Here is a 24,643-nt window from a genome sequence, read left to right as displayed (position 1 = left end):
ATATTAGAGCAGAATTTATCTAACAAACCCCAATCTGCATTAAAAATATATTAGTTGATATTTGTTTACTAATTATCTAGTATTTATAATGCTAGTCAATGTGAACTATGTCAGGAAATAACAGGCAAACAGGACGAGCAGTCATTACTATTTATTGAGGAATCATTATGAAGAAAATCGCTTTGTTGATAGGCAGTATGTCCGTTGCGACAACAGGTTTTTGCGGGGTTGGTCAGTTCTCAGATGCGACCACCTGCTATGTTTATAAACAAGATAAACTGCAAAAAAAGCTAAACTGTCAGTATGAGGGCGCTGAGGGTGCAGCGATGAGTTATAGTTTTAGACAGGTCTCATATAACCTGCCAGGATTTGGCAAAATGGCAACCTCTACCAGTGCAAACTACAATGACCGTAATGAAGTGACTGGATGGACAACCACCGTCAATGATGAGCCCGCGATCATCAGATATCGTCTGCCAACCAATCAGCGTATCGTCAGTGATGCCTATGCGCAGTCTGGCAAAGCGGTTATGCAGTGCTATCTCAGCACCAAATCGCAATGGGAGATTTGTGCTGAATAAAGCGAAATGCTTCTGAAATTTTAGAGGTCATAAAGCTGAGTATTTTACTCAGCTTTTTAGTAAACGTTGCCAAAACCTAACAAGCTATCTTTACCAGCCTTAGCTCTAATATAAGATTTATTCAAATAATTTGCCGAATCACGTTATCTTACTCAAAGCTCAGGCCACCGTCCCTACCAGAGACTCATTGAATTCCAACGCCGCATCGGTAAGAATGTCAGTGCCTATTTATAACGCTCACTCTATAAAAACTATCTGAAAGAAGTATCTATCATGAAACTACGCATCTTAAAGTCTGCCGTGACCAATCCTTGGTTTAACCTTGCCACCGAGGACTGGATATTTAATACGCTCACTCCTGACTCGCATACGCTGTTCTTATGGCGCAACTCTGAGACCGTGGTCATTGGTCGCTCACAAAACCCATGGGTTGAGTGCAAAACCGATAAAATGGCAGCAGACGATGTGTTTTTGGCGCGGCGTCAGAGTGGTGGCGGCGCGGTATTTCATGATTTGGGCAATACCAATTTTACCTTTTTGTCCCCCAAGCACGCGTACGACCAAACGGCCAACTTTACTATTATCATCAATGCACTGAAAAAGCTCGGTATAGACGCCACCTTATCTGGTCGTAATGACATGCAAGTGGGCGACCGAAAAATATCAGGCAGTGCCTTTAAACATGCTACCGATCGCAGCTTTCATCATGGAACATTGCTGGTCAATGCCAACATGCAAAAGCTTGGCGACTATCTCAATCCGCATCCGCTAAAGCTCAAAGCCAAAGGTATCAAGTCTGTACGCGCACGCGTGGCAAACTTGGTAGAGTTCAATGATGCCATCAATCATGAAACGTTGTCTGATGCGATTATCGAGGCGTTTTGCGAATATTACGGAGAGACTGCGCCAGTTGAGCAGTTGGATGAAGCCAGCCTTGCCAAGCAGCCGACGCTAAACGCTTACTATCAGCAGATGGCGGACTGGGATTGGCGCTTTGGTAAAACGCCTGAGTTTACTCATCATATCGAGACGCGCTTTGACTGGGGCATGATGGATGTGCATATGGATGTCAAGCAAGCCGTGATTACAGAAGTTGTTATCTTCTCTGATACGTTAAATGTTGAGCTGATTGATTTGCTTAAAGAGACGTTGATTGGTGTGAAATATAATAAAAGCGAGATTAGAGATAAGCTCGATGAACTAGCAAAAGTGCAACCTGAGTTGGCGGCGCAGGTTAGTGATTTTGAGGGATGGTTAGTTGGTGAGATGGAGGGTTAGATTTTGCGATGTCAGATTTAATCTAGCAAGTATTGCAGGGTATGTCGCTTGCACTGCTTGATAAAAAGTTACTGACACAAATGCGCTTTATGTAATTAATGGTATTGATATCATACATACGCCATCTGAGATTTTGTATATTAATGATGCATAACAAGCACCCTGCCATTACTCGATTTTTTATGAATAATCAATATTAAGGTATTTTTATGAAGTACTTACATGCAATGATTAGAACCAACAAACTAGAAGAAACGTTGTTTTTCTATTGTGACCTTATGGGCTTACAACTGCTAAGAAAGAGAGACTCTGAATCAGGCAGATTCAGCTTATATTTTTTAGCAACGCATGAGGGTGCGCCGGAGATTGAGGTGACGCACAACTGGGATGAAAGAGAATATACCAATGGCGATAATTTTGGGCACTTTGCCTTTAGAGTCGACAACATATACGCACAGTGCGACACCTTTATACAGGCAGGGATCGAGATATTAAGACCGCCTAGAGATGGCCATATGGCTTTTGTGAAAGACCCTAATAATATCTCAATTGAGCTGCTACAAAATGGTGAAGACTTAGAACCTATTGAGCCTTGGATTTCGATGGAAAATATTGGCAGTTGGTAGGTGAGTGAGGCTGACTAGGCTGATTTTTTTTGCAGAAAGTGATGATGACACGTATATCACAGTTATAGCTTTCCTAACATACAATCAAGCTCTGAAAAATGAGGGTAATATGAAAAAGTTATGCATCACTACAATTGGTATTTTAGGCACTTGCCTACTTTCCACTTATGCAAATTCAGCAAGTTTTGATTGCAATAAGGCTGCTACGTGGGTAGAGAAAACAGTGTGTATGAATACTAAGTTATCTGCTCTTGATGAAGCTATGGCAAAAAAATATAAAAGCAATCTTGACGCTGCTCCTAACTACGAAGACAGCAAAGCTTTTAAAGATAGGCTCATTGCCAATCAACGCACATGGCTGAATTTTCAGCGTAATACCTGTAAAAGTGAAGAGTGTCTGATACGTGAGTATAAAGAGTATATCGAAGAGCAAACCAATTACGGTGTGGCTCGGAATTTTTCAGATGAGTTAAGTCCTTCTAATTCACCGAGTAAAAGTGCCTTTGGTAAGTTTTCTCAAACCACTCAAATCTCAATATATAATTCAGGTACTCAGCGCTGGGAAGATACGGGAGAGGCAAAAAACACGGTATCGATTCATAGTATCGCTAATAAGCCTTATCTTTCCATCATTGATGGCGCTTTGATTTTTACCAATGCTCATACCTGCGATTTGGGAGAGAGTAAAGCCATATGGTCACAGAATCATTGGGTCATCAACGATGATCAGCCAAATAAAACTGTTGAGCTACGTTTATATCCGGCATTTTATAAAGGTAGGACTCAGTTGTTATTGAGAGACATTGATAACCAGTATAGAGAACTGCATTGTGGTATGCGAGGGTATTTTGACGGGATTGTATTAGAACGAGAGTAAGTGAACAAAATCTCTTGATTCTTTCAGAATAAACATAAGCTGAACTGAATATCTAGTTTAATAAGGCAAATTTTCATTCTAAATAAAAAAGGACGGCAAAAGATATCCTCTCGCCGTCCATTATTTAACACTCATACTGAAAAGTTTAGATCTGGGCTGCAACCTCTGCTCCATCACGGATTGCGCGTTTGGCATCTAGCTCAGCTGCGAGCTTAGCACCGCCGATGAGATGGTATTGCGCATCTGGCGCATCGCCGACATTTGGCATTAGCTCGACCACGGACTCTTGACCGGCACAGACAACGACGCTATCAACACGGAGTAGCTGGCTTTGACCTTGTGAGTTGGTGACCCAAATACCTTCGTTAGTGATTTTGTCGTACTGCACGCCAGCGACTTGGATGACGCCGTGTGATTTGATATGCGCGCGATGCACCCAGCCTGATGTTTTGTTCAAACCACTACCTAGACGACCTTTGCTACGCTGCATGAGGTAGACTTGGCGAATAGGCTTAATCGCTTTGGGTCTGACCAGTCCGCCATCACTTTGATAGTCGGTATCGTTGGTTACACCCCACTCTTCGCGCCACTCGCTGATGGACTGAGGTTCAGGGCGATAATCTGGATCTTTTAGACCTTCAGGGCCGATCTCATCAAGCGACTTACCGTGATTAGCGGTCAGATATTCACTGACATCAAAGCCGATACCGCCAGCACCGATGACAGCCACGGTGTTGCCCACAGCTTTTTCGCCAGAGAGTAGCTCTGCATAGCTAATCACTTGTGGCAGGTCAGCCCCTTCGAGCTTACCTGCTAGGCTTCTAGGTACGACGCCCGTTGCGACAATGACATGATGGAACTTGGCTTTTTCCAGCATGTCTTTATCCACAAAAGTATTGAGTTTGATCTCAACGCCTAAATGCTCAAGCTCATTGATATAGTAGCGAACGGTCTCAAAGAATTCTTCTTTGCCCGGAATAACTTTGGCGTAGTTAAACTGTCCACCCAAAACGTCTTTGGCTTCAAACAAAGTCACTTCATGACCGCGCAAGGCCGCGACATGAGCGGCTGACATACCAGCGACACCGCCACCGATGACAGCGACTTTTTTCGGTTTTTTGGTTTTCTTATAAACCAGTTCAGTCTCATAACAGGCTTGCGGATTGACGAGACAAGTCGAGCGTTTGTTTTCAAAGGTATGATCGAGGCACGCTTGGTTACAAGCGATACAGGTGTTGATGCGATCTGTCTGTCCGTTTTTGGCTTTATTGACCCAGTGTGCATCCGCCAAGAATGGACGCGCCATTTGAATCATGTCAGCTTGACCCGCAGCGATGATTTCTTCTGCCGTGTCTGGCATGTTGATACGGTTGGCCGCCATCATCGGGATGCTGATATGTTTTTTGATCTCAGCGGTGAAATCAACGAAGGCCGCGCGTGGTACGCTAGTCACGATAGTCGGGACACGCGCTTCATGCCAGCCGATGCCCGTATTCATGATGGTCACGCCCGCTGCTTCTAGCGCTTTTGCCACAGTGATGACTTCATCCATGACGTTACCGTCTTTGACCAAATCGATGACTGACAGGCGGAATAGGATAATAAAGTCTTCACCAACAGCTTCACGAACGGCTTTAACCACATCAACGGCAAACTTCATGCGACCTTGAATATCGCCACCATAACTGTCTTTGCGCTTATTCACATGACGCGATAAGAATTGATTGAGTAAGTAGCCTTCAGAGCCCATGATCTCGACACCATCATAGCCTGCTTGTTTGGCAAGACGCGCTGAACGAGCGTAGTCTTTGACCGTCTGCTCGATATTTTTGATGCTCATCTTACGCGGTTTAAACGGCGAGATTGGCGATTTGATTGGGCTGGAGGATACCGCAAAAGGATGATAGCCATAGCGACCACTGTGCAATATCTGCATGATGATTTTGCTGTCATGCTTATGCACAGCACGGGTGACGCGCTGGTGATTGATGACGTCAGCTTTGGTATTCATCGTGCCGCCAGCAGGCAACAACCACCCTTCGCGGTTCGGTGAGATACCACCTGTGATCATCATTGCCACTCCGCCACGAGCACGCTCTGCAAAATACGCCGCTAGCTTGCCATAATTATAAAAACGGTCTTCGAGTCCTGTGTGCATAGAGCCCATGACCATGCGGTTTTTTAGCGTGGTAAAACCCAAGTCCAATGGCTCAAATAAATGCGGATAATATTCGTTAGTGCTGGCAGTTTCGATCGTATTGGCAGAACGGCTGGCGGTCATATCATTTTCCTTATGAATGGTTTTGAGACGGCTTCTTAAAAATAGCTTTGTAGAAATAGTGGTGCTACAGGATTTAGCGTTACTGGTATCGTAACACACCGCTATTATCGCCAGCTATGCAGACAAACGACTGATGAGTGAGCACTATATGAATAATTATAATGAAAGGCGCTGGCTATAACGTTGACTTGTGGCGTATGGTTAGGTGAGTATCATTAAACCGCTCTAAACTTCTAAAACGACTGTTTATGATGAGACGGATATTTTATAAATTACTCCTCACAGAATAATACATTAATCGATAAACATCGACTATTCTAACCCCTTTCTGTGTTAAATTACGATGCTGCGTTACCCTATTGACGCGTTATAAAAATACGATAAAGGATTATCATCATGACAGATTTTCATACTGGTCTCGGCAAAAACGCCGCCAATTATCAACCGCTTACTCCTATTGACTTTATCATCCGCAGCGCTCACGTTTATCCTGATAAGACTGCGATCATTTACGATGATCTTGCGCACAACAACCTCACTCAGACGTGGCAACAAACTTATACGCGCTGCCGTCAATTGGCGGATGGCTTACGCAAACTGGGTATTGATAAAAATGATACAGTCGCCGTCATGCTGCCAAACACACCTGCAATGGTCGAATGTGCCTTTGGCGTACCCATGTCAGGCGGCGTACTCTGTACCCTAAACACGCGTCTCGATATCAATGCACTTACCTTTTGTTTGCAGCATTCAGAAGCAAAGGTTCTTATCTTAGACAGTGAGTTTGCTGACCACGCCGAGATTATCGATGAGACTTTTCCAAACCTAATTGTCATTCACGCGACCGATAATGCTATTGATGTCGAGCCGTTTGGGCAGATGAGCTATGAAGCATTAGTCGCCAGCTCAGACAGTCTGGATAATTGGGAAATGCCATTAGACGAGTGGGACGCGATTGCGCTGAATTATACCTCTGGCACAACAGGCAAACCCAAAGGCGTCGTTTATCACCATCGCGGTGCTACGCTCAATGCAGTGTCGAACATTTTAGATTGGGACATGCCAAAGCACCCAATGTATCTGTGGACGTTGCCGCTGTTTCACTGCAATGGCTGGTGTTTTCCGTGGAGCATCGCCGAACGTGCTGGGGTCAATGTGTGCTTGCGTAAAATTGATGCTGATTTGATATTGCAACTGATTGCAAAGCATCAAGTGACCCATTACTGTTCTGCGCCAGTCGTCCACAATATGATTGCAGGTGGCAAACCCGAGTATAAAGAAGCCATTACGCATACCGTCAAAGGCTGGGTCGCTGGGGCACCACCCTCTGAAACCATGCTAGCAGCAATGGAAGCGATGGGCTTTGATATCTCTCACGTCTACGGTCTCACCGAAGTCTATGGACCAGTGACGGTCTGCGCAGAGCAAGAAGCATGGAATGATCTTGATGTCGCTAGCCGCGCCCAAAAGAAATCACGCCAAGGCATGACTTCTCACTTGATGGCAGGATTTGAGGTATTTAAACAAGGCACGACTGAGCCAGTTGCCGCTGATGGGGAAGACATGGGTGAGCTGGCGCTACGTGGCAACATGGTGATGAAAGGCTATCTAAAAAGCCGCAAAGCCACCGAAGAGGCATTCGCTGATGGCTGGTTCCGCACGGGGGATTTGGGTGTCAAATACCCTGACGGCTACATCAAAATTATGGACAGGCTTAAAGACATTATCATCTCAGGCGGTGAGAACATCTCTAGTATCGAGGTCGAAAATGTCTTATACAAGCTCCCCGCGATTGAGAGCTGTGCAGTCGTCGCCGCGCCACATGATAAATGGGGTGAGGTGCCGGTCGCCTTTATCGAGATTCATGAAGGCAGCACCTTGCAACGCGATACGGTAATGGCGCACTGTAGTCAGCACTTAGCAGGTTTTAAAGTACCGAAATATATTGTCTTTGCGGAAATTCCAAAAACCAGTACGGGTAAGGTTCAAAAGTTTGAGCTACGCCAAGCGGCCAAATCATTGGCACATGAAACGCCCAAAGTCACTGCCAGTGTTAAGTGATCTAAAAATACATTAAGTCATGTCATCAACTAACATCTATAAAAAAGGTCAATCACATATACGTGGCTGACCTTTTTTAATGCTCAAATTATTTAATTAGCCAATTTTTGGCTCAAACCACTGATAGACCAGCATCCCTATGATCATCGCAGGGATAAACACGTACGCTTGCCACTGACCCGTCCCAAGTAAGACGATACCTGGCCCCGGGCAAATACCCACCAGTCCCCAGCCGATACCAAACAACATGGCACCGATAATCAGTTGTTTGGTGATGACGGTTTTGCTTGGCATGTCAATGGGCGTGCCAATCCAGCTATTCTCCTGACGTTTGGCCAACAGCACACCAAAAAATGCAACAAACAAACCACCACCCATCACCAGTGCAAGGGAGATATCCCATGCGCCAAACACATCTAAGAACCCTTGTACTTTTACAGGATCGGTCATACCTGACACAAGTAACCCAAATCCAAACAGTAACCCTGCCAGCAATCCGATTATATTTTTTAGCATCGTCGTATCTCGCTATTATTATCTTTTATTAACTATCATATATCGTGCGCGCTTTAGTGCTACTACTAGCAATCTCATGGCAATCTGCCATTGAGCATTTATAGTAGCCCTAGTACATGACGACCGATATATACGGTCACAATACCAAACAGCATAAAGGTGACGGTTGCCGCCAGTGAGCGTGGAGACAGGCGTGCATTACCGCAGATACCATGTCCGCTCGTGCAGCCTGAGCCCAGACGCGTGCCAAAGCCCACCAATAGCCCTGCGGTAATCAACAGCGGCAAAGAATTGCTAATCGCTACATCAGGTAGCGGTCTTGCTAGCCCGTACAGCACCGGCGATATGACCAAACCCAATATAAACAGTACCTGCCACATCTCTACACGCTTGGGTTTTAGCAAGCTTGAAAAAATACCACTGATACCGGCTATACGCCCAATGCCGAGCAGTAAGATAACTGTCGCCACCCCTAGCATCAGACCACCGACTAAGGAGATCGGTGTGAATGCCTGCCAGTCTATTTGTATACTCATAACGGACTACTCATTCAAGTGTATTAGGTATTTGCTTAATTTCGATTTATATAAATACATTATATTATAAAACATAATGAAAAGGTAAAAAAATACTGAGCGCGTATGATTATAATAACGGCTCAGTATTTTATGATGATAAAAGCGTCTTCAGAACGACTTATAAAGGTAGCGGTCTCATTTTAAAAGGTTTCTTAATCACGACTACTGGCTTAATACTTCGTCCAGTGCTGACTCAAAACGCGTGACTGTACCATCGATGTCGGTTAATTTATCTAAGCCAAACAGACCCAAACGGAAGGTCTTGAAGCTATCAGGCTCGCCTACTTTTAAGGGTACGCCAGCAGCGATTTGTACACCCGCTGCCGCAAAAGCGCTACCTTTATGGATATCATCACGATCGGTATAAGACACAACAACACCAGGCGCTTGAAAGCCTTCAGCCGCAACGCTCTCGATACCTTTAGCTTCTAGTACGTCACGAATACGCTTGCCGAGCGTCCACTGCGCCTCACATAGCTTATCAAAACCAATGACTTTGGCTTCATTAACCGCATCACGGAACTGGCGTAAGCTGTCTGTGGGCATCGTCGCATGATAGGCATGACCACCATTTTCGTAGGCGCGCATGATGTTTAGCCATTGCTTTAGATCGATACTGAAGCTATCAGACTCGGTGCTGTCTACTTTTTTGACAGCCGCATCGCTTAGCATAACCAGACCAGCGCCTGGTGTACTGCTCCAACCTTTTTGCGGAGCGCTAATGAGTACATCGATACCCAAGTCTTTCATGTCTAACCAGACACAGCCTGATGCGATACAGTCGATAACCAGTAAGCCGCCGACGCTATGCACAGCCGCGCTCAACGCTTTGATATAGTCATCTGACAAAATCATACCTGATGAGGTCTCGACGTGCGGCGCAAATACCACTGCTGGCTGCTCTTCTTTAATCTTAGCCACCGCCGTATCGATATCGACTGGTGCAAACGGCTTTGGTGACTCGCTATCTTCGGTACGATTGGCTGTGAGCACGGTTGAGGATTTGGCAATTTTGCCTTTTTCTAAAATTTGCGTCCAACGATAGCTGAACCAACCATTACGAATGATCAGGCAATCTTCGTCATTTGCCAACTGGCGAGCGACCGCTTCCATACCATAAGTACCAGAGCCAGGCACAATCACCACGGCATCCGCGTTGTAGACAGATTTTAGATCACTAGATAAGTCGTTCATTACTTGCTGAAAGGCCTTTGACATATGGTTCAGCGCGCGATCGGTGTAAACCACTGAATACTCTAATAAGCCGTTTGGATCGATATCTTGACGTAATGCAGGCATTGAACACTCCTAGTATATGATTAGATGATGACTGTCTCTTAATTCTTCGTACCGCAATATTGGGATAAGAAATAATATAGATACTAATATCGTTAAGTACCATAGATGATTGGTATCAACGAGTACTGATAGCGAAAAATGATGAAGATAATATAAGTTTGACGAGATAGCAGGTTAGAGCACTACTATTGTCTTTGATGATGAGGTCATGTGTTGTTTTGATATCAATGCTTAAGATTCATGATATGTAAACGCACTGATTCTAATAAACATTAATGAGGGCTATAAATATAGGGCGAAACTATTTCTAGTCACATTATAGTCACAACATGAGCGAGTCTCAGCACTCTATTTTAAGCCAAACTGTCTTGACCCAAATCATCTATAAGATTTGATAGTAGCACTGATACCAGAGGTTGACAACGATACGCTCAGGCACTGATACGGCTTGCGCGATTAGCGTTTTATTGGTAAGTGTTCGTTGATCGACGCTATGAGAACATTAACGTCCGCGATGGGCATCCTGTAGCCCAGACACCACAAAATCTAGCAAATCGCTATCACCTTCGCGGGCGGCTTTACGCATGAGTTTGGATGGTGCATGTGTCAATGTTTGGGTCAGGCGCCGTGACAGCTCAATGAGAATGTCTTCTGGACTGACGTCGTCTTGTTGCAGCTTGGCAATGGACTCATGCAGCAGCTTATCTACTTGATTTTGAGTACAGGTACGGTACTGCTGGATGTCTTTACCCACTTGACGAACTTGAAAGCGGCGATCTATTTCAACGACCAATTGACTGACTAGCAGTTCCGCATCGACCGCCGCTTGCCGACGCTGCTCAATATTACCGGCAATCACATGCTGCAAATCATCAACAGAATACAGATAAACATCATCAATGCGGCTGATGGTTGAGTCAATATCACGTGGTACGGCCAAATCTATCATCAGCATTGGCTGATAACGGCGACGCTTAAGCGCTTGCATGGTCATGGTTTTATCAATCAATAAATCCATACTGCCACTACAGCTGCTGACAATATCGGCTTCTGCCAATACTTGTGACAACTCTTGCAAGGGTCTCACGTCTATACGACGATTGGGACTACGTAACTCAGCCGCCAATGCCTCAGCACGCTCAGGATTACGATTGCAAATAATCACTCGACCGACGCCAAGACCAGCGATATGGGTGGCAACCAAGCGATTCATCTCACCTGCCGCGACGACCAATAACGTACGACTGGGCAAGTCATCAAATATCTGCGTGACCAATTTGGCCGCCGCAAAGCTCAGAGATACCGCTTGTGCACCCACTTGCGTCTCATTACGTACTCGTTTGGCAGCGGCAAACACTTGATCAACGATCCAACCGAGCTGATTGCTCAATACTTTTTGCTCTTGTGCCAAATGTACAGAGCGCTTGATTTGACCGAGTATTTGCGGCTCCCCCAATATCATAGAGTCCAGCCCCGCTGCGACTCTTAGCCAGTGGGTCAATGCGTGCGTGTCGCGGTGCACATAGAGATAAGGATCGATATCTGCGAGTGGGAGCTGTTTGAATTCAGCGAGCCACGTCTTGATCTTGAGAATATGAGCGCTGATCATGCTTGATGTGACATGAGCACTGCTACTAAAATCATTATGAGAGATGGCGTGGTCTGTCTGCTCATTGACTGCCGAACTTGATGCGTGTGAGTGGTGCGGGGTCAAAGTATGCGGCACAAGTGCATAAATCTCAGTACGGTTGCAAGTAGAGACAATCACACTGCCATCCGTGAAGGACTCTATTTGCTCAAGCGCGACATTCACATCGTCACCCACCAGCGCCAAGCGCTCTCGCAGAGCGACTGGTGCAGTTTTGTGATTGACCCCAATGACCACTAATCTCATTATTGATAGACCATAAACATGCCGCTCAGCTGCTCACCCACGCTATCTCATTATTTTTAAAAGACAGTTTTTGACGACAGCGCTGAAAGGAAGACCCTAAAAACCGCTTATTATATCATTATTGCTGGCGTTAATTAACACTCACCCATCTATGATAGCTATATCTCTGTATCTGGTCGCAAATGTAACAAATCAACTACCGATATGATTGATAAAATCAATGGATGTGTTTTGGCAAATGGTCGCTAAGACAACCATAAATCATTCGCTTAGCGTCGCTTAACTTGTTATATTTCCACAGTATTCTGATGAGCATGGCTATTTGTATAAAAGTCCTAGCAAAATAACTCATGCTTAAAACAAGTATCCGTCATAGCGTATCAATAGAATGATGATTGCTCAGACATGAGTAACACGGATGCTATTGTTTATACTGTTCATCTGCTCTTATAATGTTTGTCATGGGTACTCGTTACCACTATTTGATTTGAAATGATTAAAATAAAATTGCCTCAGCTATGTAGGTAAACCATGGGCGAACACGGCTATCTATGATGTTTTTTGGATCATTATCTAGATCACAACCTCTTTATAACGAGCAATCTAGCCTCCGCGCTTTATTGCAGGTCGTTATTGATCGTTTGTGCCAGCGTTATAAGCTAGCGTTGTCATTGGCCGTCTGTTTATGCCTTGCCGTACCTGCGCATGCCAGCCATGCTGATACAGAGTTGGCCACAAAAACGCCACGAGCATCAGTCATTACTAGCGATAATGGGGTAAATAACAACGTTATTTCTAGCACCTCTATCAGCACGACTGTTCATAAAAACAGCCAAATGACAGATAGCGTGAAAAACATTGATGGTCTAGCGCCAGCTAGCTTATGGCAGCCTGAACTCAATGAACCCAGTTTATATGCTCTATTAGATGCAGAATTTGCTGCGGATCGTGATGACAAACAACGTGCGATTACAATCTATAAGCAACAATCTTTTAAAGAAGATGCCACAGCGGTCTTTGAGAGGGCACTGACTCTATCACTGCGTAATGAAAGGGTTGAGGATTCATTAGCATTTGCGAAATCATGGCAAGACCAGAATCCTGATCATGTACCTGCTTGGTTTTATGTGGCGCATTTGGCACTACGGGCACACGACTATATCTTAGCTGGCGAAACCTTAAACCGCATCTTGCGTTACGATCCGCGTGCGGATTTGAGCGAAATCCTTATCGGTATTTATCCCAACAATGACGATGACAAACGCGAGCTGCTCGCCGCTTTGCAGCCACTAGATAGCGAGCAAAATGCCTCACTATCCGTATTAAAGGCCGGTTTACTTTACCAATTCAATGAGCCCGAAATCGCTATCGTGCATATTAACCGTGCGCTAGAGCGCCAGCCTGATTATGTGCCTTTTATTACCTTAAAGGCTGATATTTTGCGCAAAATCGTTACAGCAGAAACCGTGGTCAACTATATAAGCCAAGCACGCTTGCGCAATCCTGATAGCAAAAGTTTGTACCTGTACGAGATTCGCTACTTATTAGACTTAAAACAAAGCGACCAAGCTTGGAAACTATTGCTCGAAGCCCACAGCCGCTTTAACGATGATGCTGAGATTACCTTGCTAGCAGCACTAGTGAGCTTGGATATCGAAGAATATGCGAGCGCAGATGATCTACTCAATATGCTTGCCAAAAACCCCGCTTACCTTGACCAAGCTTATTACTATCTCGGTATCAGTGCTGAGCGTCAGCAGCAGTTTGATAAAGCCAAATACTATCTCAATGGCGTGATGCAAGAAGACTTAGTATTAGAAGCACGTCGCAAAGTAGTCGCATTTGAATTGCTCAATGACGACGTCGACGCCGCCATTACTACTTTAGAAAAGCTACGCAAAGACTTTACGGTATTCGCCCCTGACACCTTTGTGATGCAAGCCGATATTTTGTGGCAGCAAAATGAATCAGAAGAAGCCTTACGTCTATTGACGCGGGCCGCTCGTAAATATCCTGATAATGAGATGTTACTCTTTGCCCGTGTCCAACTGTTAGATGACAAAAGCGACTATGTTGTCAAGCGTACGCTCCTTAACCATTTGCAGGCGCTCGATCCTACCAATTTATCCTATCAGCTCAGTTATGCACAGTTGCTATTGGCCAACGAGCGTAGCTCCGAACAAGGTCTGGCACTCGCCACAGCAATTATCCAAATTCGCTATGACGACCCGCGCTATGATAATGACCTTCACCTGCAAGCTCTCAATGTACTGGCGGGTAATGCATTGACCAAAGAAAATTATAAGCAAGTCATCGACTATCTACAAACGCCTTACGATGTGCTCCCAACCCTGCGCTCAGGCACTCTATTACTGCGTGCTTATCAGGGTCTCGGCAATAACGAAAAAGTCGAAGCACTACTCGCAGACTTGCAACAGCGCTTCTCCTTTGGACAACACAATATCAATGACAGCATACAGCTATATTGATATTGGTTTTTCAAAATAGCTGTTGCGGCATGATGCCATTAGGCTTGACACGTTACACAGCACTTATCAATTACAAGGGACGTATAAGAAGCTAACAGCCGTGCATAACCGAGCAACAAATAGCCCTTAAGCTAATATCTTTGTTAACCTGTCTATTTTCCCATTTTGAGAGCACATTATGTCAGCATCAACGATGTCTTATAAACCAAACAAACTGGCTTTGCTTACTGCGATAGCGACTACGATGGTGATCACCTCTGGCTGTCAGTCACTAAAAACAGCTAATGCGACCAACCAACCAACCACGATGCAAGGTCAAAACGCTGATCAGCCCAAAAAGCTAGAGAGCTTTAACATCACGGGTAAAATTGGGGTGACAACACCTGCTAATGACACCTCAGGTACCCAAGGCGGTAGTGCGTTTTATGCATGGGGACAAGAAAACGATCGCTTTGCTATTGAATTGATTGGTGCACTTGGTATTGGTAAGACCAACATTGAATATAATGGACAAACGGCGACGCTAGTCAGCGAAAAAACGGGCACGTTGACTGCTGATGACCCTGAAACCTTGCTCAAAAAAGCCACTGGCTGGCAAGCGCCTATCTCGCAAATGCCTTACTGGATCTCTGGTCGCCCAGCGCCTTCAGATAGCGCCCCGCAGCTAGATGCTCAAAACCGATTGGTAAGCTCAGTCAATGGCGACTGGAGTGCCAGCTTTACTTATAAAGGGAATGACAAACTCCCGAGTAAAATCAGTGCGGTGCAGCCACAAGGCAATAAAGTTGTGATGACGATTAATCACTAGTCCGTCATTACTAGTGTATCACCACTGAAAAATCAGCCAGTATTGCTCATTACCATAGTCGTTTATGACTGTACCTTATGATGAAAAAACATGATTAAAAACATAGCCGAAGCATCTGACTCTACTATTACGCGTTTGTCCCCTGCAAAAATTAATTTATTTTTGCATATTACAGGCAAGCGTGATGACGGCTATCATAATTTGCAAACGGTGTTTCGCCTGCTTGATTGGGGTGATTATTTGCATTTTTCACTCATGGATGATGCTGTGATGCAAACGGCTGCTAATAAAGCAGATGCCAACACCCTCTGTCATCAGCTATTGGTATTAGCTGGTGCCGAGGCGATAACTACTAATATAGAAGACAACTTAATCTTTAAAGCGGCGCGCGCATTGCTAGCCTTTGCTATACAGTCAGATACTTTGCCTGAGCAGTTGGCACAAGTTACTGTCACTTTAGACAAGCATTTGCCAATGGGCGCAGGATTGGGCGGTGGCTCATCCAACGCCGCAACGACTATGCTGGTGCTCAATGAGCTTTGGCAGTTTAACTTTACTTGTGATGAGCTGATAAAAATTGGTGCAAAGGTAGGCGCAGACGTGCCAATCTTTATCTTTGGGCAAGATGCCATTGCGATGGGTATTGGTGAAGCGTTGACTGCCATCAATTTACCTGACCAGCAGTATTTAGTCTTAACGCCTGATGCGCATGTTAATACTGCCAAATTATTCGCCCACCCCAAACTACAGCGAGATATCACTCCTCTATCGATTGATACGATTAAAAATCAATCCAATGATTATGTTCAAAATTTGAATACGCCTTATCACAATGTCTTTACGCCAGTAGTGACAAGCCTCGCTCCTGCTGTTGCAGAGGCTTTGAATTATTTGCAAGGGTTGGAGACGCAGGCAATGAGTACCGCACGCATGACTGGCTCAGGTAGTGCAGTATTTTTACCGCTAGATGCAAGTATTGCCACTGATAGAAAGCTATTGGCGAAGTGGGTTGAAGGTGCGCCTTGTTCGGGGTATGTGGTGGGGAGTTTGTAACTGCGCAAGTTTTTATAGATAGGTGAAAAGGTAAGCGCCGCAAATACTACCAAGCCTAAAGCATTTAAGAGCAAAATATGATCACTCTCGGAAATATAAAAACTATTGCTTTTAAAATACATGAAATGGAAAAGCCATTCATAGTGATGGATATTATTGTGAACTCAGTAAACATCAGTTATCAAGATAATAATTATTCTGCGTTTCCACTTGTTAACAATATTAAAAAAGAAATAGAGCTGATTACTAATGGCGAATTTCACCTAAATAAAAGCTTGATCAATACGCCACTAAGCAAGCTACACGATATTTTTTATGAAACTGAAACTGGCGTTTACGATAGCAGTAGTGAGAGAGATAACTTTTTGTTCTACGACTTATCTACTAACAAATCTCTATTTTACGTTTACCAAGAAGATGAATATCTGATATTTTTTGGGAAATTTTTTGATGGTAATAATACTATCACCTCAAAAATAAAGAAAAGTGAGTTCTTAGCTACATTGCTCAAGCTGTTGCATACAGTGGAGCCTTACGCTACTCCTCGGAACATATAAGACTATTTTGGAAATCTCGTGCCAGACACACTAGTCTCAAGATCACTCATATAGCCCTACAAGAGAATACAGGTAAGATATCAATCCTTATCACCAACTTTCACCATATACCTATCGAAATCATACCGTCCTTGATAAATTAAGAATAAATCCCAGAAAAAGCCGCAAATGACTTGCAAAATCTGAAAATTTACTTATAATAGGTCGCCACAATAGGGGTATAGCCAAGTTGGTAAGGCATCAGGTTTTGATCCTGACATCCGTTGGTTCGAGTCCAGCTACCCCTGCCATTTTTTAGTACGAAGCGTTAGAAATACACTGAGTATAAGCGGTTTATAAATGACCTCTTATGCTATTGTCATTGACAACGTTATCCCAGTTTCGGTATAGTTCGCAATGAACACCGCTAGGGAAAAGTTATGTTTTAGACGGCTCAATCGTTTATAAGATAACTGACAGGTCGTGACACCATTCTAAGAATGACTATTAGTCGCTATTAGCTTTCGGTTGTTCATAGCCTAGACATTACAGGGGTATAGCCAAGTTGGTAAGGCATCAGGTTTTGATCCTGACATCCGTTGGTTCGAGTCCAGCTACCCCTGCCATTTTTTACTGTAATAGTAGTCTTCAATCTTTTTCACCACTCTTTTCTTAATTTGAGCAGTTTGTCACTGCTTAGCGGTCGCTGCTTGAGTCAATCAATAGGACTTCTGTCATGCCTTATTTGGCGATTTTTACGGGCAATGCCCACCCAGAATTAGCAAAAACCGTAGCCGATCACCTTCATATACCTCTTGGTAAAGCTGACATCACGCGTTTTTCTGATGGCGAAATTGCCGTGGAAATCAAAGAACACGTACGTGGTAAAGATGTGTTTATCATGCAGCCTACTTGTGCACCGACCAACGACAATTTGATGGAAATCATGATGATGGCGGACGCCTTGCGTCGCTCTAGTGCTGGCCGTATCACGGCTGTCATGCCGTATTTTGGTTATGCTCGTCAGGATCGTCGCCCGCGTTCAGCTCGTGTACCTATCTCGGCTAAAGTGGTCGCTGACATGTTAAACATCGTCAGTATCGATCGCGTAATGACTGTTGATTTGCACTCAGATCAGATTCAGGGTTTCTTTGACATCCCTGTAGATAACATCTACGGCACGCCAGTACTCCTAAACGACCTACAAAAACAAGATTATGACAATATCATGGTGGTTTCACCTGATGTTGGCGGCGTGGTTCGTGCCCGTGCAATGGCCAAGCAGTTAGGCGATACCGACATGGCAATTATTGATAAGCGCCGTGCCCGTGCCAATGAGTCACAAGTGATGCACATCATCGGTGATGTGCGTGACCGTGACTGCGTCATCGTTGATGATATGGTCGATACGGCTGGTACATTATGTAAAGCCGCCGAAGCACTAAAAGAAAATGGCGCACGCCGCGTCTTAGCTTATATCACTCACCCTGTCCTATCAGGTAATGCACTCAAAAACATCAGCGAATCTGCGTTAGACGAAGTCGTTGTGACCGATACGATTCCATTATCAGCTGAAGCAAAAGCCTGTAGCAAAATCCGTCAGGTCAGTATCGCGCCAATGCTTGCTGAGAGCTTACGCCGTATTAATAATGAAGAATCTATTAGTGCGATGTTTGATGCCTAATATGAGACAGTCATTGCTATAAATTTTAATAGCATTGTGGTGACAACAAAAATTTAGTAATAAAAAGAATAGCGTCAAGTATCAGTACTTGGCGCTATTTTTATGTAGGTACTTTGCGTAGGTCTTTATTATTACTACAAAATCCCGTATAATGCGCGCCTGTGCTGACCTTTTGTTTTATTCAATCAGGCCAGCATTATCAAAAGTGCTGATCATGCTGAATAATAATGGCTATTGTGGTAATTTTTACTATAAAAATCATTGTTATAAGCAAATGGCTAACATCGATAGTTGTGTCATTTATACGCAACGATAGATATTAGCTCTCATCACGTATTAGTGGATTGGTCGCAAATCCACTTTTTTATGACCAGACACTTCATCATTCTTTTTATAGGATTATATCCATGAGCAATAATCATTTTGAACTAAACGCTACTGATCGTTCTGCTGAAACCCAAGGTAAAGGTGCGAGCCGCCGCCTACGTAAGCAGAACCTAGTTCCTGCTATCATCTATGGTGGTAATGAAGAGCCAACAGCGATCTCTATCAAAATCAACGAGCTAGTAAAAGCACTTGAGTTTGAAGCATTTTTCTCACACATCTTGACCATCAATGTTGACGGTACCGAGCATCAAGCCGTTATCAAAGACTTGCAGCGTCATCCTGCTAAAGGCTTCCCAATGCATGCTGACTTCCAGCGCGTTGTAAAAGGTCAAAAAATCCACATGAACGTTCCTGTGCATTTTGTTGGTCGTGAAGAAGCGCCAGGTACAGCTGCTGCTGGTGTACTATCTACCCTAGTATCTGATATCGAAGTTATCTGCTTACCATCACAGTTACCTGAATATCTAGAAGTAGATGTATCTGGTATGGAAATCGGTGATTTGTTCCGTCTATCAGACATCAAACTTCCTGAAGGCGTTGTGATTCATGAGCTTGAGCTAGAAGACGGCCATGACCGTACTATCGTTAACATGCAGCCACCAACGGTTGAAGAAGTTGACGAAGATGCTGACGACGTTGATGCTGATGAAGTACCAGCAACTGAGCAAAACGACGACGCTGATGCTGAAGAAAGCAAAGACGACGAGTAGTATACTATGTCTAGGTAGCGACTCATATTGCGCTATGTAGTGACAGACTCGTTTAGTTAAGAAGACAGCAGGTGATTTGAAATCTCCTGCTGTTTTTGTAAGTAAGGTTTGAGAATATACTATCTATCGATATTTCAAACCTTATCCTTATTTATCAAATTTAAGCAGGGTGTTTTTATGGCCATAAAGCTTATTGTCGGTCTTGGTAATCCTGGTCAGCAGTATATGTTTACGCGTCATAATGCCGGATTTTGGTTTGTCCATCATTTGGCGCAGCAGTTCAACATTACGCTCTCCCCTGACAAAAAATTTCATGGGGTAACAGGACGTGGGCACATTCATGGCTCTGATGTGCGTTTACTTATGCCTCTGACGTTTATGAATAAATCTGGTCAGTCAGTCGTGCCTATGGTAAATTTTTATGGCATCAAAAACGACGAGTTATTGATTGCTCATGATGAGCTCGATATTCCAGCTGGTAGCATTAAGCTCAAAACCGACGGTGGTCACGGTGGTCACAATGGCCTGCGTGATATTACGCCGCATATCGGTAATGACTTTCATCGTCTGCGTGTGGGTATCGGCCATCCTGGTCACAAATCTAAAGTCAGTGGACATGTGCTCTCAAAAGCGTCTCCCGATGAGCAAATCGCCATTGACAGCGCGTTAAGTGCGGCTTTTGACGCGCTCCCACTATTGCTAGATGGTGATATCGAAAAAGCACGTTCACAAATCAATGGCTTTAAATTACCTGAATAAAATATTGCCTCTATGGTGATAGCCTTTTATTTTGGCAGGTTTGTCCCCATTAACCTTTTGATTTAGTTATTTAATATCAGTTACGCTAAGGAAGCAACCTATGCTACTTAATATGCTTAAATGCAAATTACACCGTGCTCGCGTTACCCATGCTGAGCTTCACTATGAAGGCTCATGCGGTATCGATGGTGATCTACTAGACCTAGCTGGTCTACGTGAAAACGAATCTATCGATATCTATAATGTGACCAATGGCAAGCGCTTTCGCACCTATGCTATCCGTGCTGAGGCGGGCTCTGGTATTATCTCATTGAATGGTGCTGCGGCTCATATGGCAGATTTGGGCGATATCGTCATTATTTGTGCTTACGCGCATTTTGATGAAGTTGAAGCATCGACGTATCAGCCAAAACTGGTCTATTGCAACGAAGACAATACCGTTAAAGACACAGCAAATATCATTCCTGTACAGGTTGCTTAATATGACAGGATGGTGAGGTTTTGGTAAATTTAAGATAAACATAAAGTTACATCTTTGAATTAACTGCTATTATTACTAAAAATCTCGATGCTAAAGGGAAAGCTGAATCTAAATCAAGATTCGGCTTTTTTTACGCGATTTTTCTCTATTAAACTCATATTTCTCATCAGATACAAGGAAACATACCGATGTGGTTGGCAGTGATTGCAATACTGATTGGGTTAGCAATTTTGGTTTGGAGTGCCGATGTCTTTATTGATGGGGCGACAGCACTGGCAAAAAAGTTTAGTGTACCGAGTTTCTTAATCGGTGTTTTGATATTGGGTATCGGCACGTCAGCGCCTGAAATGGTGGTGTCAGTGTTGGCAGCGCTAGAAGGTAGCCCTGAGCTGGCTTTGGGCAATGCTTATGGCTCTAATATTATTAATATTGCTTTGGTACTCGGCGCAACCGTACTGATTAGCCCTATTATCATCCGTAAAGGCATCGTAAAGCGTGACCTGCCGCTACTACTGCTAATCACCGCCATCGCCGCATGGCAGCTACGTGATGGCATGTTGAGCCAAGCGGATGGTCTCATATTACTGGTGTTATTGTTTGCCGTATTGGGGCTACAGATCGTGCTAAGCATCCGTGAAGGCTATCATGAGCACGAAGATGATATTGCTGATGGCGCAGATCCAGATGAGACAGAGCTAAGCATTGCGCGTGGACTTGGTAGCTTACTACTTGGCATGCTGATGCTGGTCATCAGCTCGCGGGCGATCGTCTGGGGAGCCGTTGAGTTAGCAACGCTATGGGGTCTCAGTGAGCTCATTATTGGCTTGACGATTGTGGCGGTTGGTACATCACTACCTGAGCTGGTATCAAGCTTGTCAGCAGCGCGTAAAGGCGAACACGATATGGCATTGGGTAATATCATTGGTTCGAATGTTTTTAATACCTTGGCGGTCGTAGGCCTAGCAACGGTCATTGCCCCTATTTCTGCTGATCCCGTGATTTTATCGCGCGATGTGATGGCAATGGGGCTACTGACGATATTACTCGTTGCGCTGTGTGTGTTTGCCTTTACCACGAAGCGCCAGTTCGGTCGCCCATCAGGCGCTTCGTTGGTGCTTTTCTTTGTCGGTTATACTGCATGGCTGATTCAAAGCGTTAGTATATAATTTTTCACTTTTGTATGTTTTGAGCCTTGCTGGCTATTGTATAATCCTAAGACTTTTTCTTACGATTTCTAAAGCCACGCCATAACCCTTCATGTGCTACTTTTGGCATTTTTAGGGTAATGGTGTTGGATAGCATATCCTGTACTGCGAGACCGCGAGGGTTAAACAGACAAAAAACATAGTTGAATACCAATCCAAGAAACGCGCTGGCTAATAGGGCGGCGCGTGACCCATCAATAAGACTACCGATAATGCCGAAGAGTAACGGCATCAAACAAGCCGCCAAGATACGCTTGAACGACTGCCCCCACGTGAGCCATTGCCCAGCATCATTGATAGTTTTGAGCCGCCATGTCTGCATCCCCAATGTCTGACCACCACGACGCCAAAATATCCCATAAAATGCCACCAGTGTCAGCACAAACGACGGCGTCATAATGGCATTTTGATACCAAAGTGGTAGCGACTGGGCCTGTGAAGACTCGGTACCCGTCTCCATCGTTAGCAGCGTGCCAACTACGGTCAATATCGTACCCACCAAAAACAGTAAAGCCAGAATCAACATGCCATCATACAGAATGGCCACGACACGAACCATGGGCTTGGCAATAGTGGGCTCTTCATTAGGATCTTGCTGTGCAAAAGCGCTGGGTTGCGGCTTTGATTTGCTAATAGACTTTGACGGGCGTTTAGAGGAACTTTTTGACATGGTACGAGCTCATAGCAAGCAGTGAATAGTAACGCTATTGTACCGTAAATGACTGGTCTATCGTACATTATCCTAGATGACTGTCTAATCATCCTAATCACATAGGATGGCTATGATGTGGCCAATATAAAATCACAAAACCAAAATCCTTAAAGTCACTAAGCAAAAGACAATGCTAAAACACAAAAACTGCAGACATAAAAAAATCGCCAATTGTCATAAGACAGGCGATTGATTTAGTTGATTATGCAAATGGTGCGCTTGGAGAGATTCGAACTCCCGACCCCTTAGTTCGTAGCCAAGTGCTCTATCCAACTGAGCTACAAGCGCGTACTTTGCAAATCATTTACCGAGTTGTTAAAAACAATTTCAGTAAATTAGGTTGGCTATTATATAGATAATATCGCTTGTGTCAACATCTTTTTTAATTAAAAACAAAATATTTTTTGATTTAATTATTAAGAATGTTTAACGCAATATGCTGCGTTACTACTCTAATAATAACTGAATAAATGGCGGTGAAGGAGGGATTCGAACCCTCGATACGCTTACACGTATGGTTCCTTAGCAGGGAACTGGTTTCAGCCACTCACCCACTTCACCTAACGATTTAAGACATCTATAAAAAATCTATAAACATAGTATTGATGCTAACAATACGTCTTATGCCGTGGGCGAGTATTATAGCAAAGCCAAAACGAATTGCAAGCCTTGTCTACCGATTTAATCCAGCTTTTCTCATAATTATCGATATAAATACTTTTATCGCCTTTTAATACTTAAAATTACGCCATATTGCAGAAAAGTGCCACTGCTAAATTGATAACTCAGAACAGTCTCATTTTTTCTGATATTTTATACTTAATCTATAGGTACTAGACTGAGATAGATTTTTTGGTAGTAGGTGGCTATAGTATTTATCACTTATTATAAAATACCTCAAAGGAGTGATTATGCGACCTGTCGTACTGTGTTTTTCAGGATTGGATCCTTCAGGCGGCGCTGGATTACAAGCGGATATTGAAGCCATCGGTCAATCTGGTGCGCATGCTGCCATTGCTTGTACGGCAGTCACGATCCAAAGCTCACAGCAGGTATTTGGCTTTGAAGCGTGTAACGCAACGTTAGTGAAAGCTCAAGCCACTGCAGTGCTTGACGATCTGCCTGTTAAAGCCATCAAATCAGGTATGCTCGGTACCACTGATAATATCGCCATGCTGACCCAGTTGTTTGCTGAGCAAATAATAAGCACTGATACCCCGTTTGTATTGGACCCTGTATTAGTCGCTAATAGCGGTGGCAGCTTGGGCGATGAGAAGACGCTGGTGCGCGCGTTTAGGCAGCTGCTACCCTATGCCACCTTGATCACACCCAATACGCATGAATTGCGCGCGCTCAGCGGCGAGCAAGATTTACATAGTGGTGCGAAAAAACTATGCGCGCAGGGCGTTCATGCGGTGTTGGTAAAAACCTCTCATGATTTTGACAGCGGTGATATCGAGCAGTATTTATATATAGAGAGCCAGATGGTACACAAGAGCACCTTACCGCGCCTAGATGGTGAATTCCACGGCTCAGGATGTTCGCTTGCCAGCTTTATCGCTGGGCGTTTGGCAATGGGAGATGATTTGATTGATGCGGTAAAATCTGCAGATAGTTGGATTACTCAGACATTGCGCGCGGCTGACGACCCGCACCCTGAAGATACTCAAGCGCAATTGATACCCAATCGCTTTATCCACTCTTAATGTCTTTATAAAGTAACAACATAAAGTATTAACGTTCATCAATAGCAGACATAAAAAAGGCGCTCTATATTTTATAGTGCGCCTTTTTAGTCAAAGATCTGACAATATGCATGGTTTATTTA

General features: G+C 44.1%; 21 protein-coding genes and 4 tRNA genes. 17 read left to right on the top strand and 8 right to left on the bottom strand.

The genetic code is table 11. The annotated features are described in order from the left end of the window. Nucleotides 1–167 precede the first annotated feature (167 nt). The 4 genes from I3255_RS01465 to I3255_RS01450 all read left to right on the top strand — a co-directional run bounded on the left by I3255_RS01465 (nt 168) and on the right by I3255_RS01450 (nt 3,362). Nucleotides 168–581: a hypothetical protein gene (locus tag I3255_RS01465; protein ID WP_238036167.1), complete on the top strand. Its 414-nt coding sequence runs from the start codon at nt 168–170 to the stop codon at nt 579–581. Nucleotides 582–854: 273 nt separating this feature from the next. Beyond that, nucleotides 855–1,859, top strand: coding sequence for a lipoate--protein ligase (locus tag I3255_RS01460; protein WP_238036166.1), 1,005 nt, complete (start codon nt 855–857; stop codon nt 1,857–1,859). A 209-nt stretch (nt 1,860–2,068) separates the two neighbouring features. Next, on the top strand, nt 2,069–2,485 hold the full coding sequence (locus tag I3255_RS01455) for a VOC family protein (RefSeq protein ID WP_238036164.1): 417 nt from the start codon (nt 2,069–2,071) through the stop codon (nt 2,483–2,485). Nucleotides 2,486–2,594: 109 nt separating this feature from the next. Continuing rightward, nucleotides 2,595–3,362: a lysozyme inhibitor LprI family protein gene (locus I3255_RS01450; RefSeq protein WP_238036162.1), complete on the top strand. Its 768-nt coding sequence runs from the start codon at nt 2,595–2,597 to the stop codon at nt 3,360–3,362. A gap of 145 nt (nt 3,363–3,507) precedes the next feature. Here I3255_RS01450 and I3255_RS01445 read toward each other — a convergent pair whose 3' ends face one another. After that, entirely contained in the window at nt 3,508–5,643 is a 2,136-nt protein-coding gene (locus I3255_RS01445; RefSeq protein WP_238036160.1) for an NADPH-dependent 2,4-dienoyl-CoA reductase, read from the bottom strand. Nucleotides 5,644–6,039: 396 nt separating this feature from the next. Here I3255_RS01445 and I3255_RS01440 point away from each other — a divergent pair, with 396 nt between their 5' ends. After that, a complete protein-coding gene (locus tag I3255_RS01440; protein ID WP_238036157.1) occupies nt 6,040–7,704 on the top strand; it encodes an AMP-binding protein in 1,665 nt (554 codons plus the stop codon). Between the two features lie 96 nt (nt 7,705–7,800). On the opposite strand, the gene I3255_RS01435 is transcribed toward I3255_RS01440, so the two are convergent. From I3255_RS01435 to hemA, 4 genes are all read right to left on the bottom strand, one after another. After that, nucleotides 7,801–8,220, bottom strand: coding sequence for a DUF6691 family protein (locus I3255_RS01435; RefSeq protein ID WP_238036155.1), 420 nt, complete (start codon nt 8,218–8,220; stop codon nt 7,801–7,803). 98 nt (nt 8,221–8,318) lie between these two features. Next, on the bottom strand, nt 8,319–8,756 hold the full coding sequence (locus I3255_RS01430; protein ID WP_238036153.1) for a YeeE/YedE family protein: 438 nt from the start codon (nt 8,754–8,756) through the stop codon (nt 8,319–8,321). A gap of 204 nt (nt 8,757–8,960) precedes the next feature. Continuing rightward, on the bottom strand, nt 8,961–10,097 hold the full coding sequence (locus I3255_RS01425) for an aminotransferase class V-fold PLP-dependent enzyme (RefSeq protein ID WP_238036151.1): 1,137 nt from the start codon (nt 10,095–10,097) through the stop codon (nt 8,961–8,963). A 502-nt stretch (nt 10,098–10,599) separates the two neighbouring features. Then, nucleotides 10,600–11,991 (bottom strand): glutamyl-tRNA reductase, encoded by a 1,392-nt coding sequence (hemA, locus tag I3255_RS01420; RefSeq protein ID WP_238036149.1) that lies wholly within the window; start codon nt 11,989–11,991, stop codon nt 10,600–10,602. Between the two features lie 551 nt (nt 11,992–12,542). Here hemA and I3255_RS01415 point away from each other — a divergent pair. The 11 genes from I3255_RS01415 to I3255_RS01365 all read left to right on the top strand — a co-directional run bounded on the left by I3255_RS01415 (nt 12,543) and on the right by I3255_RS01365 (nt 22,064). Further along, the gene (locus tag I3255_RS01415) at nt 12,543–14,480 is read left to right on the top strand and encodes a tetratricopeptide repeat protein (RefSeq protein ID WP_238036147.1); all 1,938 of its coding nucleotides are present in this window, start codon (nt 12,543–12,545) and stop codon (nt 14,478–14,480) included. A gap of 178 nt (nt 14,481–14,658) precedes the next feature. Continuing rightward, on the top strand, nt 14,659–15,288 hold the full coding sequence (gene lolB / locus I3255_RS01410; RefSeq protein WP_238036145.1) for a lipoprotein insertase outer membrane protein LolB: 630 nt from the start codon (nt 14,659–14,661) through the stop codon (nt 15,286–15,288). A 90-nt stretch (nt 15,289–15,378) separates the two neighbouring features. After that, nucleotides 15,379–16,341, top strand: a complete 963-nt coding sequence (gene ispE / locus I3255_RS01405) for a 4-(cytidine 5'-diphospho)-2-C-methyl-D-erythritol kinase (protein WP_238036143.1) — start codon at nt 15,379–15,381, stop codon at nt 16,339–16,341. 77 nt (nt 16,342–16,418) lie between these two features. Next, nucleotides 16,419–16,898 carry a hypothetical protein gene (locus I3255_RS01400; RefSeq protein WP_238036142.1) on the top strand — a complete coding sequence of 160 codons (480 nt, stop codon included), beginning with the start codon at nt 16,419–16,421 and terminating at the stop codon, nt 16,896–16,898. A 214-nt stretch (nt 16,899–17,112) separates the two neighbouring features. Further along, nucleotides 17,113–17,188, top strand: a tRNA-Gln gene (locus tag I3255_RS01395). 239 nt (nt 17,189–17,427) lie between these two features. Then, a tRNA-Gln gene (locus tag I3255_RS01390) sits at nt 17,428–17,503 on the top strand. A gap of 110 nt (nt 17,504–17,613) precedes the next feature. After that, the gene (locus I3255_RS01385) at nt 17,614–18,561 is read left to right on the top strand and encodes a ribose-phosphate pyrophosphokinase (protein ID WP_057758042.1); all 948 of its coding nucleotides are present in this window, start codon (nt 17,614–17,616) and stop codon (nt 18,559–18,561) included. Nucleotides 18,562–18,968: 407 nt separating this feature from the next. Continuing rightward, a complete protein-coding gene (locus I3255_RS01380) occupies nt 18,969–19,658 on the top strand; it encodes a 50S ribosomal protein L25/general stress protein Ctc (RefSeq protein WP_238036141.1) in 690 nt (229 codons plus the stop codon). Nucleotides 19,659–19,835: 177 nt separating this feature from the next. Then, nucleotides 19,836–20,417 (top strand): aminoacyl-tRNA hydrolase, encoded by a 582-nt coding sequence (gene pth, locus I3255_RS01375; RefSeq protein WP_238036140.1) that lies wholly within the window; start codon nt 19,836–19,838, stop codon nt 20,415–20,417. A 100-nt stretch (nt 20,418–20,517) separates the two neighbouring features. Beyond that, complete coding sequence (panD, locus tag I3255_RS01370) at nt 20,518–20,898, top strand: aspartate 1-decarboxylase (RefSeq protein ID WP_010196068.1); 381 nt, start codon at nt 20,518–20,520, stop codon at nt 20,896–20,898. 188 nt (nt 20,899–21,086) lie between these two features. Next, nucleotides 21,087–22,064, top strand: coding sequence for a calcium/sodium antiporter (locus I3255_RS01365; RefSeq protein WP_238036139.1), 978 nt, complete (start codon nt 21,087–21,089; stop codon nt 22,062–22,064). A gap of 46 nt (nt 22,065–22,110) precedes the next feature. Here the strand turns inward: I3255_RS01365 and I3255_RS01360 are convergent, their stop codons facing one another. From I3255_RS01360 to I3255_RS01350, 3 genes are all read right to left on the bottom strand, one after another. Next, nucleotides 22,111–22,773: an RDD family protein gene (locus I3255_RS01360; protein ID WP_238036138.1), complete on the bottom strand. Its 663-nt coding sequence runs from the start codon at nt 22,771–22,773 to the stop codon at nt 22,111–22,113. Between the two features lie 253 nt (nt 22,774–23,026). Next, nucleotides 23,027–23,103, bottom strand: a tRNA-Arg gene (locus I3255_RS01355). A gap of 183 nt (nt 23,104–23,286) precedes the next feature. Continuing rightward, nucleotides 23,287–23,376: transfer RNA gene (locus I3255_RS01350), tRNA-Ser, on the bottom strand. Nucleotides 23,377–23,726: 350 nt separating this feature from the next. On the opposite strand from I3255_RS01350, the gene I3255_RS01345 reads away from it, so the two are divergent. Continuing rightward, the gene (locus I3255_RS01345; RefSeq protein WP_238036137.1) at nt 23,727–24,521 is read left to right on the top strand and encodes a hydroxymethylpyrimidine/phosphomethylpyrimidine kinase; all 795 of its coding nucleotides are present in this window, start codon (nt 23,727–23,729) and stop codon (nt 24,519–24,521) included. The last annotated feature ends 122 nt before the right edge of the window (nt 24,522–24,643 follow it).

Source organism: Psychrobacter sp. Ps6 (assembly GCF_022129235.1).
Taxonomy (GTDB): Bacteria; Pseudomonadota; Gammaproteobacteria; order Pseudomonadales; family Moraxellaceae; genus Psychrobacter.
Note: the sequence above shows the minus strand (reverse complement) of the source record. Positions and strands in the feature narration are given on the sequence as shown.

Excerpts from the sequence above, each read along its gene's own strand:
- I3255_RS01400 (WP_238036142.1), top strand. The coding sequence starts at position 16,419 with ATGATCACTCTCGGAAATATAAAAACTATTGCTTTTAAAATACATGAA.
- I3255_RS01445 (WP_238036160.1), bottom strand. The coding sequence starts at position 5,643 with ATGACCGCCAGCCGTTCTGCCAATACGATCGAAACTGCCAGCACTAAC.
- panD (WP_010196068.1), top strand. The coding sequence starts at position 20,518 with ATGCTACTTAATATGCTTAAATGCAAATTACACCGTGCTCGCGTTACC.
- I3255_RS01460 (WP_238036166.1), top strand. The coding sequence starts at position 855 with ATGAAACTACGCATCTTAAAGTCTGCCGTGACCAATCCTTGGTTTAAC.
- I3255_RS01430 (WP_238036153.1), bottom strand. The coding sequence starts at position 8,756 with ATGAGTATACAAATAGACTGGCAGGCATTCACACCGATCTCCTTAGTC.
- lolB (WP_238036145.1), top strand. The coding sequence starts at position 14,659 with ATGTCAGCATCAACGATGTCTTATAAACCAAACAAACTGGCTTTGCTT.
- I3255_RS01435 (WP_238036155.1), bottom strand. The coding sequence starts at position 8,220 with ATGCTAAAAAATATAATCGGATTGCTGGCAGGGTTACTGTTTGGATTT.
- I3255_RS01425 (WP_238036151.1), bottom strand. The coding sequence starts at position 10,097 with ATGCCTGCATTACGTCAAGATATCGATCCAAACGGCTTATTAGAGTAT.
- hemA (WP_238036149.1), bottom strand. The coding sequence starts at position 11,991 with ATGAGATTAGTGGTCATTGGGGTCAATCACAAAACTGCACCAGTCGCT.
- I3255_RS01450 (WP_238036162.1), top strand. The coding sequence starts at position 2,595 with ATGAAAAAGTTATGCATCACTACAATTGGTATTTTAGGCACTTGCCTA.
- I3255_RS01385 (WP_057758042.1), top strand. The coding sequence starts at position 17,614 with ATGCCTTATTTGGCGATTTTTACGGGCAATGCCCACCCAGAATTAGCA.
- I3255_RS01415 (WP_238036147.1), top strand. The coding sequence starts at position 12,543 with ATGATGTTTTTTGGATCATTATCTAGATCACAACCTCTTTATAACGAG.
- I3255_RS01345 (WP_238036137.1), top strand. The coding sequence starts at position 23,727 with ATGCGACCTGTCGTACTGTGTTTTTCAGGATTGGATCCTTCAGGCGGC.
- ispE (WP_238036143.1), top strand. The coding sequence starts at position 15,379 with ATGATTAAAAACATAGCCGAAGCATCTGACTCTACTATTACGCGTTTG.
- I3255_RS01455 (WP_238036164.1), top strand. The coding sequence starts at position 2,069 with ATGAAGTACTTACATGCAATGATTAGAACCAACAAACTAGAAGAAACG.
- I3255_RS01365 (WP_238036139.1), top strand. The coding sequence starts at position 21,087 with ATGTGGTTGGCAGTGATTGCAATACTGATTGGGTTAGCAATTTTGGTT.
- I3255_RS01440 (WP_238036157.1), top strand. The coding sequence starts at position 6,040 with ATGACAGATTTTCATACTGGTCTCGGCAAAAACGCCGCCAATTATCAA.
- I3255_RS01360 (WP_238036138.1), bottom strand. The coding sequence starts at position 22,773 with ATGTCAAAAAGTTCCTCTAAACGCCCGTCAAAGTCTATTAGCAAATCA.
- I3255_RS01465 (WP_238036167.1), top strand. The coding sequence starts at position 168 with ATGAAGAAAATCGCTTTGTTGATAGGCAGTATGTCCGTTGCGACAACA.
- pth (WP_238036140.1), top strand. The coding sequence starts at position 19,836 with ATGGCCATAAAGCTTATTGTCGGTCTTGGTAATCCTGGTCAGCAGTAT.
- I3255_RS01380 (WP_238036141.1), top strand. The coding sequence starts at position 18,969 with ATGAGCAATAATCATTTTGAACTAAACGCTACTGATCGTTCTGCTGAA.